Origin of the sequence: Paenarthrobacter sp. NPDC090517, assembly GCF_044769165.1 — a bacterium.
Lineage (GTDB): Bacteria > Actinomycetota > Actinomycetes > Actinomycetales > Micrococcaceae > Arthrobacter.
The window spans coordinates 115,692-128,402 of the sequence record NZ_JBIVXN010000008.1 but is presented as its reverse complement, the minus strand read 5'-3'; the positions used below and the strand labels follow the sequence as shown (position 1 = coordinate 128,402).

The 12,711-nt window shown below is 62.1% G+C and carries 13 protein-coding genes and 1 pseudogene; 8 read left to right on the top strand and 6 right to left on the bottom strand.

Annotated elements, in window-relative coordinates; translation table 11 throughout:
* Window positions 1-45 precede the first annotated feature (45 nt).
* Genes ACIQTW_RS20070 through ACIQTW_RS20060 form a run of 3 tightly spaced genes read left to right on the top strand, consistent with a single transcriptional unit; the run spans window position 46 to window position 1,595 of the window.
* Window positions 46-588 carry a DUF6328 family protein gene (locus ACIQTW_RS20070; protein ID WP_402940736.1) on the top strand — a complete coding sequence of 181 codons (543 nt, stop codon included), beginning with the start codon at window positions 46-48 and terminating at the stop codon, window positions 586-588.
* Between the two features lie 2 nt (window positions 589-590).
* Complete coding sequence (locus ACIQTW_RS20065) at window positions 591-1,304, top strand: DUF6766 family protein (protein WP_402940733.1); 714 nt, start codon at window positions 591-593, stop codon at window positions 1,302-1,304.
* Between the two features lie 24 nt (window positions 1,305-1,328).
* Window positions 1,329-1,595, top strand: a complete 267-nt coding sequence (locus tag ACIQTW_RS20060) for a Rho termination factor N-terminal domain-containing protein (RefSeq protein ID WP_017197099.1) — start codon at window positions 1,329-1,331, stop codon at window positions 1,593-1,595.
* 87 nt (window positions 1,596-1,682) lie between these two features.
* Here the strand turns inward: ACIQTW_RS20060 and ACIQTW_RS20055 are convergent, their stop codons facing one another.
* Window positions 1,683-2,549 (bottom strand): Ku protein, encoded by an 867-nt coding sequence (locus tag ACIQTW_RS20055; protein WP_402940728.1) that lies wholly within the window; start codon window positions 2,547-2,549, stop codon window positions 1,683-1,685.
* A gap of 38 nt (window positions 2,550-2,587) precedes the next feature.
* Between ACIQTW_RS20055 and ACIQTW_RS20050 the strand changes: the two genes are divergently transcribed.
* Complete coding sequence (locus tag ACIQTW_RS20050) at window positions 2,588-5,128, top strand: ATP-dependent DNA ligase (RefSeq protein WP_402940725.1); 2,541 nt, start codon at window positions 2,588-2,590, stop codon at window positions 5,126-5,128.
* 93 nt (window positions 5,129-5,221) lie between these two features.
* On the opposite strand, the gene ACIQTW_RS20045 is transcribed toward ACIQTW_RS20050, so the two are convergent.
* The gene (locus ACIQTW_RS20045; RefSeq protein ID WP_402940722.1) at window positions 5,222-5,482 is read right to left on the bottom strand and encodes a hypothetical protein; all 261 of its coding nucleotides are present in this window, start codon (window positions 5,480-5,482) and stop codon (window positions 5,222-5,224) included.
* A 47-nt stretch (window positions 5,483-5,529) separates the two neighbouring features.
* Window positions 5,530-5,730: a hypothetical protein gene (locus tag ACIQTW_RS20040; RefSeq protein ID WP_043469623.1), complete on the bottom strand. Its 201-nt coding sequence runs from the start codon at window positions 5,728-5,730 to the stop codon at window positions 5,530-5,532.
* A 184-nt stretch (window positions 5,731-5,914) separates the two neighbouring features.
* On the opposite strand from ACIQTW_RS20040, the pseudogene ACIQTW_RS20035 reads away from it, so the two are divergent.
* A pseudogene (locus tag ACIQTW_RS20035) lies at window positions 5,915-6,783 on the top strand (putative protein N(5)-glutamine methyltransferase).
* 287 nt (window positions 6,784-7,070) lie between these two features.
* On the top strand, window positions 7,071-8,702 hold the full coding sequence (locus ACIQTW_RS20030) for an MFS transporter (RefSeq protein ID WP_402940719.1): 1,632 nt from the start codon (window positions 7,071-7,073) through the stop codon (window positions 8,700-8,702).
* Window positions 8,703-8,814: 112 nt separating this feature from the next.
* Here ACIQTW_RS20030 and ACIQTW_RS20025 read toward each other — a convergent pair whose 3' ends face one another.
* Window positions 8,815-10,230, bottom strand: a complete 1,416-nt coding sequence (locus ACIQTW_RS20025; protein ID WP_402940717.1) for a PLP-dependent aminotransferase family protein — start codon at window positions 10,228-10,230, stop codon at window positions 8,815-8,817.
* On the opposite strand from ACIQTW_RS20025, the gene ACIQTW_RS20020 reads away from it, so the two are divergent.
* Window positions 10,229-11,149, top strand: coding sequence for a DMT family transporter (locus ACIQTW_RS20020; protein ID WP_402940715.1), 921 nt, complete (start codon window positions 10,229-10,231; stop codon window positions 11,147-11,149). The genes ACIQTW_RS20025 and ACIQTW_RS20020 overlap by 2 nt on opposite strands.
* 72 nt (window positions 11,150-11,221) lie before the next feature.
* The gene (locus ACIQTW_RS20015) at window positions 11,222-11,623 is read left to right on the top strand and encodes a VOC family protein (RefSeq protein ID WP_178992925.1); all 402 of its coding nucleotides are present in this window, start codon (window positions 11,222-11,224) and stop codon (window positions 11,621-11,623) included.
* 14 nt (window positions 11,624-11,637) lie between these two features.
* Here ACIQTW_RS20015 and ACIQTW_RS20010 read toward each other — a convergent pair whose 3' ends face one another.
* Together ACIQTW_RS20010 and ACIQTW_RS20005 are read right to left on the bottom strand one after the other, a co-directional pair.
* Window positions 11,638-12,153: a GNAT family N-acetyltransferase gene (locus ACIQTW_RS20010; RefSeq protein ID WP_402940710.1), complete on the bottom strand. Its 516-nt coding sequence runs from the start codon at window positions 12,151-12,153 to the stop codon at window positions 11,638-11,640.
* On the bottom strand, window positions 12,150-12,635 hold the full coding sequence (locus ACIQTW_RS20005; protein WP_402940707.1) for an SRPBCC family protein: 486 nt from the start codon (window positions 12,633-12,635) through the stop codon (window positions 12,150-12,152). The genes ACIQTW_RS20010 and ACIQTW_RS20005 overlap by 4 nt, the downstream gene beginning before the upstream one ends.
* Between the last annotated feature and the right edge of the window lie 76 nt (window positions 12,636-12,711).

Sequence of the window (12,711 nt, the reverse complement as noted above, 5' to 3'; positions counted from 1 at the left end):
CCGTGCATGGTCGTCGTCCACCAAAACCACAATGGAGGTGCACAGATGGTAGAGCCCGAGCAGGCTCCCAGAACCGGTCGCAATGAATCGCTCGAGGAGCGAATGGACCGAAACTGGATGGAACTGATCCAGGAATTGCGGGTGCTCCAGACCGGGGTCCAGATTCTGGGAGGCTTTTTGCTGACGCTGCCCTTTCAAGAACGCTTCGAAGAGCTGGACGACTGGCAACGGAGTCTCTACCTCTTCAACGTGATGGTGGCAGCGCTGACCACAATCCTCATCGTGCTCCCCGTCAGTGTTCATCGCCGCTTGTTCCGCAGGGGGTTGAAGGCCACCCTGGTCTCCAGTGCCGACGTTGTCACCAAGTGGGCGTTGGGCGGGGTAGCACTCCTGATCGTGGGCTCGGCCACCTTGGTATTCGACTTCACCGCAGGACGAACGGCGGGAATTGTGGCCGCCAGTTTCCTCATTCTGGTCCTGTTGCTCCTCGTCGTCGGCACGCCGCTATGGCTGCACCGCCGGGCCGTCCGGAACGGCAACGGTAACGGCAACGGCAACGGCAACGGTGGAAACTCAAGAGAGGTGTGAGCATGCTGAAACCTGCGAAGCACCAGGACACGTCCGGTAAGGACAACAAGCCGGCCCGCCAGTGGGTCAAGGACCATGGTTTGCTGCTGGTCAACGCGGGCTTGTTCGTCGTTTTCCTCGGCGGAATGATCATTTCAGGGGCAGCCCATTACAGCGAAGAACAACAAACACACGGACAACCGGCAACCGGCATTTCCGATTTCCTGGCTTCTGGAGCTTTCTGGGAAGCCGTCTTCGAGAACTGGGAGTCGGAGTTCCTCCAGATGTCCATGTACGTGGTCCTGACGGTTTTCCTGTTCCAAAGAGGCTCCTCTGAATCAAAGCCCGTGGACAAGGACGCCCCTCAGGACGAGGACCCACGAGACGCCAAAATGACAGCCAAGACCCCTTGGCCTGTACGCCGGGGTGGGTGGGTCCTGAAGGTCTACGAGCATTCTCTTTCCGGCCTGCTCGGCCTGCTTTTCCTGCTCTCGTTCACCTTGCACGCTTTCGGCGGCACAGCCGCCTACAACGACGAACAGCGCAGCCACGGCCTCCCCGAGGTCTCCACATGGGAGTACATCGGTTCCAGCCAGTTCTGGTTTGAGTCCTTCCAGAACTGGCAAAGCGAGTTCCTTGCCGTGGCCGTGCTGGTAGGAGCTTCCGTCTACCTCCGAGAAAGGGGCTCACCGGAGTCGAAGCCGGTAGCAGAGCCACACTACGAGACGGGCGCCTAGCCAATTCAGAGAAAGGAACGCATCATGCCAGGAAAGAAAAACTCCAGTTTGAAGGACCCCAAACTTTATGAGGAGCTCCGTGAGGATGGCGCGTCCAAGGAGAAGGCTGCCCGCGTATCGAACGCTGCCGCGGCCAAGGGCCGCAAGGAAGTAGGACGCAAGGGCGGAAAGTCCGGTGATTACGATGACTGGACTGTGGACAAATTGAAGTCACGCGCCAAAGAACTTGGGCTAAAGGGCTACTCGGATAAGAAGAAATCCGAGCTCATCTCCATGCTGCGAAATCACTAGCCATCCAGAACAAACATAAAAGCAGCGGCCGCTTGAACGGCGGCCACTGCTTTCACGAAATTCGGACGGGTAAATTACGACGTCGGTTCACGCCTTTTTCTTGGCCCGCGCCTTTGGTTTGCTGGCAGTTTTGCTGGCGGCAGCGGCGTCGTCGTCCGCTTTTTCCTTGCCGCGTTTCTTGTCCAGGCTGCGCTTGAGTGCTTCCATGAGGTCGATGACGTCCCCGCCCTCGCCTTCGCCTTCCGTCGCACCGAAAGTGGCCTCGGTATCCAAGGCCTCGCCCTTTTCCAGCTTTGCCTCAATCAGCGTTCGGAGCTGCGCTTGATAGTCGTCGGTGTATTCATCGGGGTCAAAGTCGTGCGCCATGGATTCCACCAAGGCGGAGGACATTTCCAGTTCCTTGTCGGAGATCTTAATGTCGGTCTCCAACGACGGGAACTTGGCCTCGCGGACCTCATCTCCCCACAAGAGTGCCTGCAACAACAGCACGTCCCCACGTACCCGCAGCGCCCCCAAGCGGGTCTTCTGCCGCAACGCGTATTGGACGATCGCGATCCTGTCCGTGTCCTCCAGTGTCTGCCGGAGAAGCATATACGCCTTGGGCGATTTGGAGTCCGGCTCCAGGAAATAACTGCGTTCGTACATGATGGGGTCCAGTTGCTCGGCGGGGATGAACTCCACCACCTCAATTTCGCGGCTGTTCTCTTCCGGCAACGACTTCAATTCGGCCGACGTCAGGACCACTGTGCGGCCTTCTTCTTCATAGGCCTTATCAATATCCTCGTACGCCACAACTTCGCCGCAAATTTCGCATTTCCGCTGGTACCGAATGCGCCCGCCGTCCTTATTGTGGACTTGGTGCAGGCCAATATCGTGATCCTCCGTGGCACTGTAGAGCTTCACTGGTACGTTGACCAGACCGAACGCGATAGATCCCTTCCATATGGCCCTCATGCACCCAGTCAACAGCACAACACAGCAGAGGAGAAGAGGTGGCAGGCAAGCAACAGGAGCGGGTGAACGTGGAAGGCCACGAGCTCACCCTCACCAACCTGGGGAAAATCATCTACCCCGAAACCGGCACCACCAAGGCAGAAGTGCTGGAGTACTACGCTGCCGTCGCGCCTTTCCTGATCCCGGCTGCCGCCAATCGGCCCGTAACCCGCAAGCGCTGGGTCAACGGGGTGGGCACCGCCGAACATCCCGGGGAAGTGTTCTTCCAGAAAAATCTCGAGGACTCCGCTCCCAAGTGGATTCCCCGTGCCGCCATCCAGCATTCGGACCACACCAACGTGTATCCCATGGTGAACAACCTGGCGACGCTCACGTGGATGGCGCAAATCGCCTCCTTGGAAATCCACGTACCGCAGTGGCAGGTGGACCCTTCAGGTAAGCCACTCCGCCCCGACCGCTTCGTCCTGGACCTCGATCCAGGCCCCGGGGCTGGACTGCCCGAGTGCGTTGAAGTGGCCAAGCTGGCCCGCTCCATCCTGCAGGACATGGGCATGGATCCTGTACCGGTCACCAGCGGCAGCAAAGGCATTCACCTCTACACAGGCCTCGACGGCACCTTGAAGTCCGAGCAAGTGTCTGCCTTCGCCAAAGAGCTCGCCCGCGTTTTGGAGTCGGACCACCCGGAGCTGGTGGTCAGCGACATGAAGAAGTCCCTCCGCCACGGCAAAGTGTTGGTGGACTGGAGCCAGAACAGCGGGAACAAGACCACCATCGTCCCTTACTCCCTCAGGGGGAAAGCCCACCCTACGGTCGCCGCGCCCCGCACCTGGCGGGAGCTCGCCTCCCCTTCGCTGGACCACCTCGACTACATGGCCGTAATGAAGCGCGTTGCTACCGGGAAGGACCACTTTGCGTCCATCTCCGACCGGCACCTGCCGCCTCACGGTGAGGATGAGAATGACGACGACGGTGCTGCTTCGGGTGACTCCGGTGCCCGTGAGCGGGTGGTGACGGTCGAGAACCGTCTCGCCAAGTACGTCGGGATGCGCGATCCGGGGAAAACCCCGGAGCCGTTTCCGTCGTCGTCGGCCGTTTCTGCCTCCCCACACTCCGGAGGCTCCTCTTCCGATCAACCCAAGCCCGGCGATCCTCCACCCCCCGGCGGAATCTTCGTCATCCAGGAGCACCACGCCCGCCGCTATCACTTGGACCTCCGTTTGGAGCACAACGGTGTCCTGGCGTCGTGGGCGCTGCCGCGTGGCATCCCGGAAACCCCCGACCGCAACAACCTCGCCGTCCATACCGAGGACCACCCCATGGAGTACGCCACCTTCGCGGGCGTCATCCCGAAGGGCGAGTACGGGGCAGGGACCATGACCATTTGGGACCACGGTGAGTACACGTGCGAGAAGTGGCGCGACGGCAAGGAAGTGATCGCGACCCTCACAGGTGAGCCGGGTGGTGGCCTGGGTGGGACCAAACGTTTCGCACTCATCAATACGGGTCAGAACTGGCTCATCCACCTCATGAAGGAGCAGCCGGGAGGGCGGCGAGTCGGGAAAACTGCGGCTAAATCCGTCGCACCCGCTCCCGCCAAGCCTGCTGCTCCCCTGCCCATGCCGAACTACGCCCCCATGCTCGCCACTTCCGGAACCACAGCCGATCTCCGCGGCGATGATTGGCTTTATGAACTGAAGTGGGACGGAATCCGGGCGATCATCACCGGCACCGAGGGCAAGATCCGACTCATGAGCCGCAACGGAAACGACCTCACCGCCGCCTATCCCGAATTGACGGACCGCGCATGCTGGCCCGATGGCGACTTCGTGGCTGATGGCGAAATTGTGGCGCTGGGCAAAGGCTCGCGTCCGGATTTCGGGCGGCTGCAACTCCGGATGAACCTTGTCAAGGCTGCGGACATCGAACGCGCCCGTACAACGGTTCCGGTGCAGCTCATGCTGTTCGACCTTCTTTACGACGACGGCACGGACCTAAGCGGGCTGCCTTTCCGCGAGCGCCGTGAGAGGCTCTCCGGTTTTGCGGAGCGCCTGCCGAAAGGCTGCCCGCTGCATCTTTCGGCAGTTTTGGACCACGATGTTGAGGACCTCATGACCAGCGCCGCCGAGCTGGGCCTGGAAGGTGTCATGGCCAAGAAGGCCGACAGTCGCTACGTGATCGGCCGCCGCAGCAGGTCCTGGATCAAGCTGAAGCTGGAGCAGAGCCAGGAAGTGGTGGTGGGCGGTTGGCGTCCCGGCGCGGGCGCCAGGAGCGGGACGTTCGGTGCGCTTCTGCTAGGCATCCCCGACGGCGACAACTTGCACTACGTGGGCCGGGTGGGCACCGGGTTCAAGGACTGGCAGCTCCGGGACGTCATGGCGAAACTGGAGCCCCTGGCAGTGGGCAACTCCCCCTTCGCGGACATTCCCCGGGAGGATGCTGCGGGGGCCAAGTGGGTGAGCCCTGAGCTGGTGGCCGAGGTAACGTTCGGTGAATGGACAGGCCCCGGCCGGCTACGGCACCCGGTGTGGCGTGGCTGGCGTCCGGACAAGTCCCCTGAGGACGTAAGCCAGCCCAACTAAGTGACAGATAACGCTCTATTGAAGGCTCAGTAGGACGTTTGCTGTTACTCAGTTGGGCTGGCTACGCGGGTGGTGCGGTCGATGCGGGTGCCGTTAGGAGGAATGTGGCATCTGCGGGCGGCTGGTCCTATGGATCGCCGTCACAGCTGCTCCTTGCCCCATACGGCCGTGGGCTTGGTCGCGGTCTTTCGGGTGGCGACGTTTGCCGTTACCGTCCGGCCATTGCTTGCTCTGGTCAGCGCCCAGTGCGACGGCGACGGTAGTCGGTTCCGGCATCGGGGCCATGCCCATGGACTCCACCAAGTGGTTAGCAACCTCAGGATTGATGCGTTGAGAATCGTGATTCGCAGTCATGGTTCTTCCTTTCCAGTGTGCCTGTATTTCAGTTCCTGTTTGCTGGTTTACCAGCGGACCTTCTTCTCGGTTTTAGCCTGCTTGCCGCTGGCGGAGGTGGGTTTGTGCCCCTTGCCGGTGCTTTGCCAACCGGCCGGAGCACCGCCCCCGGATTTGCTGGCCAACATGGCCTTCTGGGCGTCGGTCAGTTTGGACTTGATGCCGCCGGAAGCCGGGGTCTTCTTGTTTTCGGAAGGGTTGGCAGTCATACGTGGACTCCTAAAAGTGTGAGTCCTGAAGAGACACGTATCCCATGTCGTTGCGGTTCGGGTAAAAGGCGTCGAGAACGGGAACGGCATGGAGGCAGGGCCTCAACAGGCGTGGATTTTTGTCAGGTGAAACTCGGCTATGCCGCTAAGGCAGAGACCGGTCTACTCAAAAATCAGTGTTCCCATGTCTCATACCCTAACCAAATCCCGGCAGATTTGTGAACCCCTCACCTGCCGCTTCTTCGTGCTCCCCCGGAATTCGTCCTCGGCTAGCATGGCAAACGTGACCCGGAGAGCATCCATCGCCACAACCCTGCGTGCCGCCGGCTGCGTTTTCGCGGAAGATGAAGCACAACTGCTCATCGATGCCGCCCACCATCCGGACCAGCTCACCCACATGGTGGACCAACGCCTTCGAGGACTGCCCTGGAACACATTGTGGGGTGGGCGGATTTCTGCGGGACGCGCATCGCCGTGGAACCGGGCGTCTTCGTGCCGCGCCGTCGCACGGAGTTCGTGGTGCGGGTGGCGGCGATGGTCACCAAACCCGGAGCCGTCGTCGTCGACCTTTGCTGTGGTTCCGGGGCGATAGGCGCTGCGCTCAACGATCTCCTGGGGAGCTGCGAGCTGCACGCGACAGACGTGGACCCCGCGGCGGTTCGGTGCGCGCGCCGTAACATTGAGCCTCGTGGCGGCCGCGTCCATCACGGGGACCTCTACGCTGCACTCCCCCGGGAATTGCGCGGGAAAGTGGAAGTGCTGCTCGCGAACGCGCCTTATGTTCCTACGAGGTCCATCGCGATGATGCCGCAGGAGGCACGCCTCCATGAGCCGCGGGTAGCGCTCGACGGCGGCGCTGACGGTTTGGATATCCAGCGTCGCGTAGCGCTGGACGCGGCTCGGTGGCTGGCGCCGGGTGGTTCCCTGGCAATGGAAACCTCAAGCCAGCAGGCGCCGCGCACCGCCCAACTACTGGAAGAAGCGGGGTTGCTCCCGAAAGTGGTCTCGAACGAAGCGTTGGATGCAACAGTGGTGCTCGCGGCTAACCGGTAACCCGTTCAAACCATCAGCTTTTAGGCCCGAATCCGGCCTGTTAAGTGGGCTCCGCTAAACAATTTGGTAACAACGTGCTCCCGAGGGCAAAAACGAGCTCGGATCCGCATGATTACAGGGCAAGAGCGGGTAATGAGATGCAACACACCTAGGCAATTTGCATCCTCATATGACCCAAAAATCGGATCTCAACTCGGGTTTTCGGTCCAAAACGCGTAAAATTGAAACCCTGCCCAGAGCGGGGCAGCAGAAGTCGCAAGCAAATGACCTCCCTAGGAGAAGCCCAAATGCCCACAGACCAAAGCAACACCGTCTCTCCGGATGGCGCAAGGAACGCCACCGGGAACCAGGTATTGGCAGGCCCCACCCCGGCCGCCACAAACGCACCAAACTCAGTTAGTACAGTAAAGAAAACGAAGCTTCGCCCGAAGCGCCGGCTGAAAGAATCCGACGTCAACGTGGTGAACAAGCCGATGCTGCGCAAAGCACTCGGCGGCACGATCGTCGGCAACACCATGGAATGGTACGACGTCGGCGTGTTCGGCTACCTCATCACCACCATGGGCCCTGTCTTCCTCCCGGAAGCGGACAAGTCCGTCCAGACACTCTTCCTTCTGGGCACCTTCGCCGCAACCTTCATCGCGCGCCCGCTTGGCGGCGTCGTGTTCGGTTGGCTTGGCGACAAGGTTGGCCGTCAGAAGGTCCTCGCAGCAACACTGATGCTCATGGCGGCAAGTACGTTCGCCGTCGGCCTCCTTCCCGGCTACGCGCAGATCGGCATCTGGGCCGCCGCGTTGCTGGTGATCCTGAAGCTCATCCAGGGCTTCTCCACCGGTGGCGAGTACGCCGGTGCCACAACCTTTGTGAGCGAGTACGCCCCGGACAAGCGCCGAGGCTACTTTGCCAGCTTCCTCGACATGGGCAGCTACATCGGCTTCGCCCTCGGTGCCGCCCTGGTTTCTGTCCTGCAGCTCACGCTCGGACAGGCAGCCATGGAGGAATGGGGTTGGAGGATCCCATTCCTGATCGCAGGTCCCCTGGGCCTCATTGCCGTGTACTTCCGTAGCAAGATCGAGGAATCACCCCAGTTCCAGGCAACCCTGGACGCCCAGGAAGCCTCAGCGAAAGACGCGGCATCGCAGGATGCTGCCGTCGCCAAGGGACCCATCGGCATCATCAAGGCCTACTGGCGCCAGATCGTGCTGGCCATGATCCTCGCAGCCGCAGCCAACACTGTTGGTTACGCCCTGACGTCCTACATGCCCACGTACCTTACGGACTCCAAGGGTTACGACCCCGTCCACGGCACGCTGCTGACCATCCCGGTCCTGGTCATCATGGCTGTTTGCATTCCACTGACCGGTAAGCTCTCCGACCGCATCGGCCGCCGTCCCGTGCTGTGGATCGGCGCAGGCAGCACCATCGTCTTCGCCATTCCGGCCTTCATGCTGATCGGCATCGGAGACATCTGGTCCACGCTGGCCGGCCTCGCCCTGATCGCCTTCCCGGTGACGTTCTACATCGCCAACCTGGCTTCGGCCCTGCCTGCACTGTTCCCGACGTCCAGCCGTTACGGCGGAATGGGCATCGCTTACAACTTCTCGGTTGCGATCTTCGGCGGAACCACGCCGTTCATTGTCCAGGGTCTGATCGAAGGCACGGGCGACGATATGATGCCGGCGTATTACCTGATGGCCACGTCCATCATTGGTGCGATCGCCATCTACTTCCTGCGTGAATCCGCCCAACGTCCCCTGCCCGGCTCCATGCCCAGCGTGGACACCCAGGCCGAGGCACGTGAGCTCGTAGCAACGCAAGACACCAACCCGCTCATCAACCTGGATGAGATGCCCTTCGACGGCCAGCCCATCGATGATGCCGTGTTCGGTAAAGGCAACAAGGACCTGACCCCCGCTTAGGAACTCTTTGCCTGCAACTTCTGCGCAGCGATTCAGCTAGTTCGCGGCAGCTAGCCGCCCACCGTAGCCACCAGCCCCAAGGCGCTCTCCTTGAGGTTGGTGGCTACGGCTGTTAAAGCCCCAACTGGGCCCGAACTGCCTCGCCAATGATCCGCGCACCTTCCGGGAAGCCGCCCGGATTGGGGCCCGCATAGTTGAGCCGGATGTACGGCCCTTCAGGTTCCGCAGGGAACCACTCCGTTCCGGCCGCAATAAGAACACCGGCCGATTCGCAATCTTTGGTGAGCTGATCGACGTCGAACCCGTCCGGCATCCGCAACCACAAGTTCAAACCGCCTTTGGGAAGGTGGCTGAGATGTGCCTGCGGAACATGCTCACGGAGGCTGGTGACCAGCAAATCGCGCCGCGACTGCAGCTGATGGCTGAGGCCACGAAGGTGCGTTTGCCACCCTGGTTGCGTGACGACGTCGAGCGCTGCCGCCTGAAGCAGGCCGCTGACGTACATCGACTCAGCGGCCTGCGCCCCTATGATGCGTCCGCGTGCCGGGCCTCGCGCGATGACGGCTGCGATACGGATGGACGGCGAGACGCTCTTGGTCAGCGAGCGAATGTACACCACATGCCCGGAGTCGTCTTTGGCGGCGAGCGGGACCGACGGCGCGGTGATGCCGAAGTCGTGCGCCCAGTCGTCCTCCACAAGGAAGGCTCCGTGCCGCTGGACGATCCGGAGCACCTCTTCCCCACGATCGGCCGACCACTGCGCTCCTGTGGGGTTGGCGAAGTTCGGCTGCGCGTAGAACACCCGCGCGCCCGACTCCTCGAAGGCCCTGTCCAGTTCTTCAGGGTCGGGACCGTCCGGGCCGCTGGGGACAGGAATGACGTTGACGCCCGCTTGGCCCGCCGCCATCAGTGCACCCCAGTAGCTGGGCGACTCCACCAAGAGTGGCTGGCTATGCCCCACCAGACCCCGGAAAATCGAGCTGAGTCCGCTCTGGCTACCGGGAAGAATGACGACGTCGCTCGGCTGGGGCGGCGTGACGCCCACCGGCGTTGAGGTACTGAGTTCCTGCGCGAACCAGGTCTGGAGTTCGGGAAGTCCTTGCGCCGGCGGCCGGGACAGGGCGGCGTCTCCTCTTGCGGCCCGAGTCAGAGCAGCACGAACGAGTCTTTCGGGGAGGAGTTCGCGGTCCGGGTATCCGGAATGGAATGCGATGACATCGTTGGTAGCGCTCCGCATGGCGCCAGAGGTCAGTGGTCGCGCGACTTGGGCTGCCCGCAAGGCTGCTGTTTGCCAGCCGTAGTCGGAGGGCCTGGCCGTGCGGTAAGCCCGGACGAAAGTTCCAACGCCGGGCCGGCTCTCAATCAGGCCCTGTGCCGTTAGTGTCCTGAGGGCCTTCTGAACCGTGACGGGGCTGGCCTGGTACTCAGCAACGAGTTGGCGCGTAGATGGTAGCTTGGCTCCCGGCGCAGCCCCTGCGACCCATTCTTTTACTCGCGAGACGATTCGGGAACTGCTATCGTTATTCATGAGTCCTAATAGTAGCGCTACTACACTTTTGCAGCCAGTGGTATGCACACGGACATCAACAGGTGTCTGGTGGGGCCTCCTTGGCGTCGTCGCCTTTTCCTTTACTGTGCCGCTGACACGGGTGGCCGTGGAGGGGATGTCTCCCCTGTTTATCGGCGCCGGCCGTGCAGTTGTCGCCGCCACCCTCGCGGCGCTTGCCTTGGCGCTGACTCGGCAACGGTTTCCACAGGGCTTCCAATGGTTGCGGCTGGCTGTAGTTGCCGGGGGCATCGTGGCCGGATTCCCGCTGCTGACCACGTTCGCGTTGACCAGTACTTCCGCCAGTCACGGAGCTGTGGTCATCGCGCTACTCCCCGCAGCCACGGCGACCGTAGCGGTGATCAGGGGGCGGGAACATCCTCGCCCATTGTTCTGGGTACTGACCGCGGTGGGCGTGATCGCAGCCGTAGTGTTCGCTTTGGTTCAGTCCGGTGGATTTGGCGCTCTGCACTGGGCGGATCTTCTACTGCTGGGTGCCGTGGTGGCGGCCGCTATCGGCTATGCAGAGGGTGGGTTGCTCGCCCGGGAACTGGGTGCCTGGCAGACCATCTCTTGGGCTTTGGTGGTGGCTGCGCCAGTGATGATTCTGCTGACGGTGGTATCGCTTGGCTCCGGCATACCTTCTGCCACTCCCGTCCAGTGGTTGTCCTTCGCTTACCTGGGCGTGGTGAGTATGTTCCTCGGCTTCTTCGCCTGGTACCGGGGCCTGGCCATCGGACCCATGGCCCAGGTCAGCCAGATCCAGCTCGTCCAGCCGGTCATGAGCATCGCCTGGGCCGGGCTCCTGTTAGCTGAGTCCATGACGTGGACCACCGTGGTGGGCGGCCTCGCGGTGATCCTGTGCGCCGGCGCCGCTGTTCGCGTCAGGCTCAGGAAGTAGGAACCCGTGCGCCCGTGGCGACTCGGCGAGCGCAGCCCTGTGAAACGGGCACAGACCTCGTAGAATCGGCGCATGCGTGAGGTTCCGGTGGGATCGATCCACCATCTTGAGATCTGGGTGCCGTTCCTTGACAGGGCAAGGGAAGAGTGGGGCTGGCTGCTGGGTGAGCTGGGTTATGAGCCATTCCAGGAGTGGCCCACGGGGTGCAGTTGGAAGCTGGACGGCACGTATGTGGTGGTGGAGCAGACTGATGCAACCACCGCCACAACCCACCGACGCACGGATCCCGGGGTCAACCACATAGCCTTCCACGCCGGGACCCGGGAGAACGTGGACAGGATCCGGGCACTCGGGGCGGATGCCGGTTGGTACGAGATGTTCGAGTCGAAGTACCCGCACGCCGGCGGCCCGGACCACTACGCGGCATACCTGCTCAACACGGACAGCTACGAGGTTGAGTTGGTGGCAGGCTAACCCGACTGGCTGGGTTACTTGGGCGGGACCGCCGGGCGCCACATGGCTACGCGGGGCCACCGGGTCAGGCCCAACTCAGCCTCGTGCTCCATGAGGCGGGTCAGCCCCGGACCCCAACTGCCGGCGTCGAGCACTTCGAAGCCGAGGCGGCGATAGTACGGGGCGTTCCAGGGCACGTCCCGGAAGGTGCTTAAGGTTTGGCGCTGCATTCCGTGTCCGCGCGTCCAGACGCGCGCTGCATGCAGGAGCTCCCGGCCCAGTCCTTGGTGTGCTTGATCGGGGTGAACGCTGACCTGCTCCACGTGACCGTTGCCGTCAACGATGTCCGTCAGCAGGTATGCCACCGGGTAGTCGAGCCCGTCGACGGAAACCCAAGCGCGCCCGGCCGTGGCATAACTGTTCAGCTCATCGATGGAAAGGGGCTCGTCGTCCGCGATGGAATCCATTCCCAAAGCCCGGAAAGCCTGGCCCGCGGCACGCTCGATGTCCTGCAGAATCAGCAGGTCGTCCGCGTGCGCGAGCCTGATCATTGCCGGGCGTCCCGGGTTGGCGGTTCCTGGATTGAAATGGCGGGTGCCACCAGGAACGCGTTGCGCTTCTCAATCAGGTTCTGCAGGTATCGGGCCAGAATCAGCTTTTCCACCAGCCTGCCCAGCGGACCAAATGGTGCAGCGAATTCCACGGTATCCACCATGAGGGTCCCGCTGCCGTCCGGCCGGAACTCGTGCGTGTGGCGAAGGTACTTGAAAGGGCCCTTCACCTGTTCATCAGAGAACGACGACGGCGTCTCCATCCGCGTAATGCGGCTGGTCATGCGGAACCGGACGCCGAGGTGCCATGCCTGCCAGGTGACAGTCTCACCTTCCGAGATGAGCCCAGTGGTTACGCCGCCGATTGCCTTCTCTCGGCTCTGCGTCATGGACCCTACGTGGGCATCGATGTTGCGGGAAAGATCAAATAGCTCCTGCGGTGGCATGCTGGAGCGGGTGCGGCAGACGAAAGCGACGGGCATACCTTGATCTTCCCAGAACTTCCCCCGTCCGCGCGCCCAAGTCCGCTACGGGTTGTGACCGGGCTAATGGCGGCCT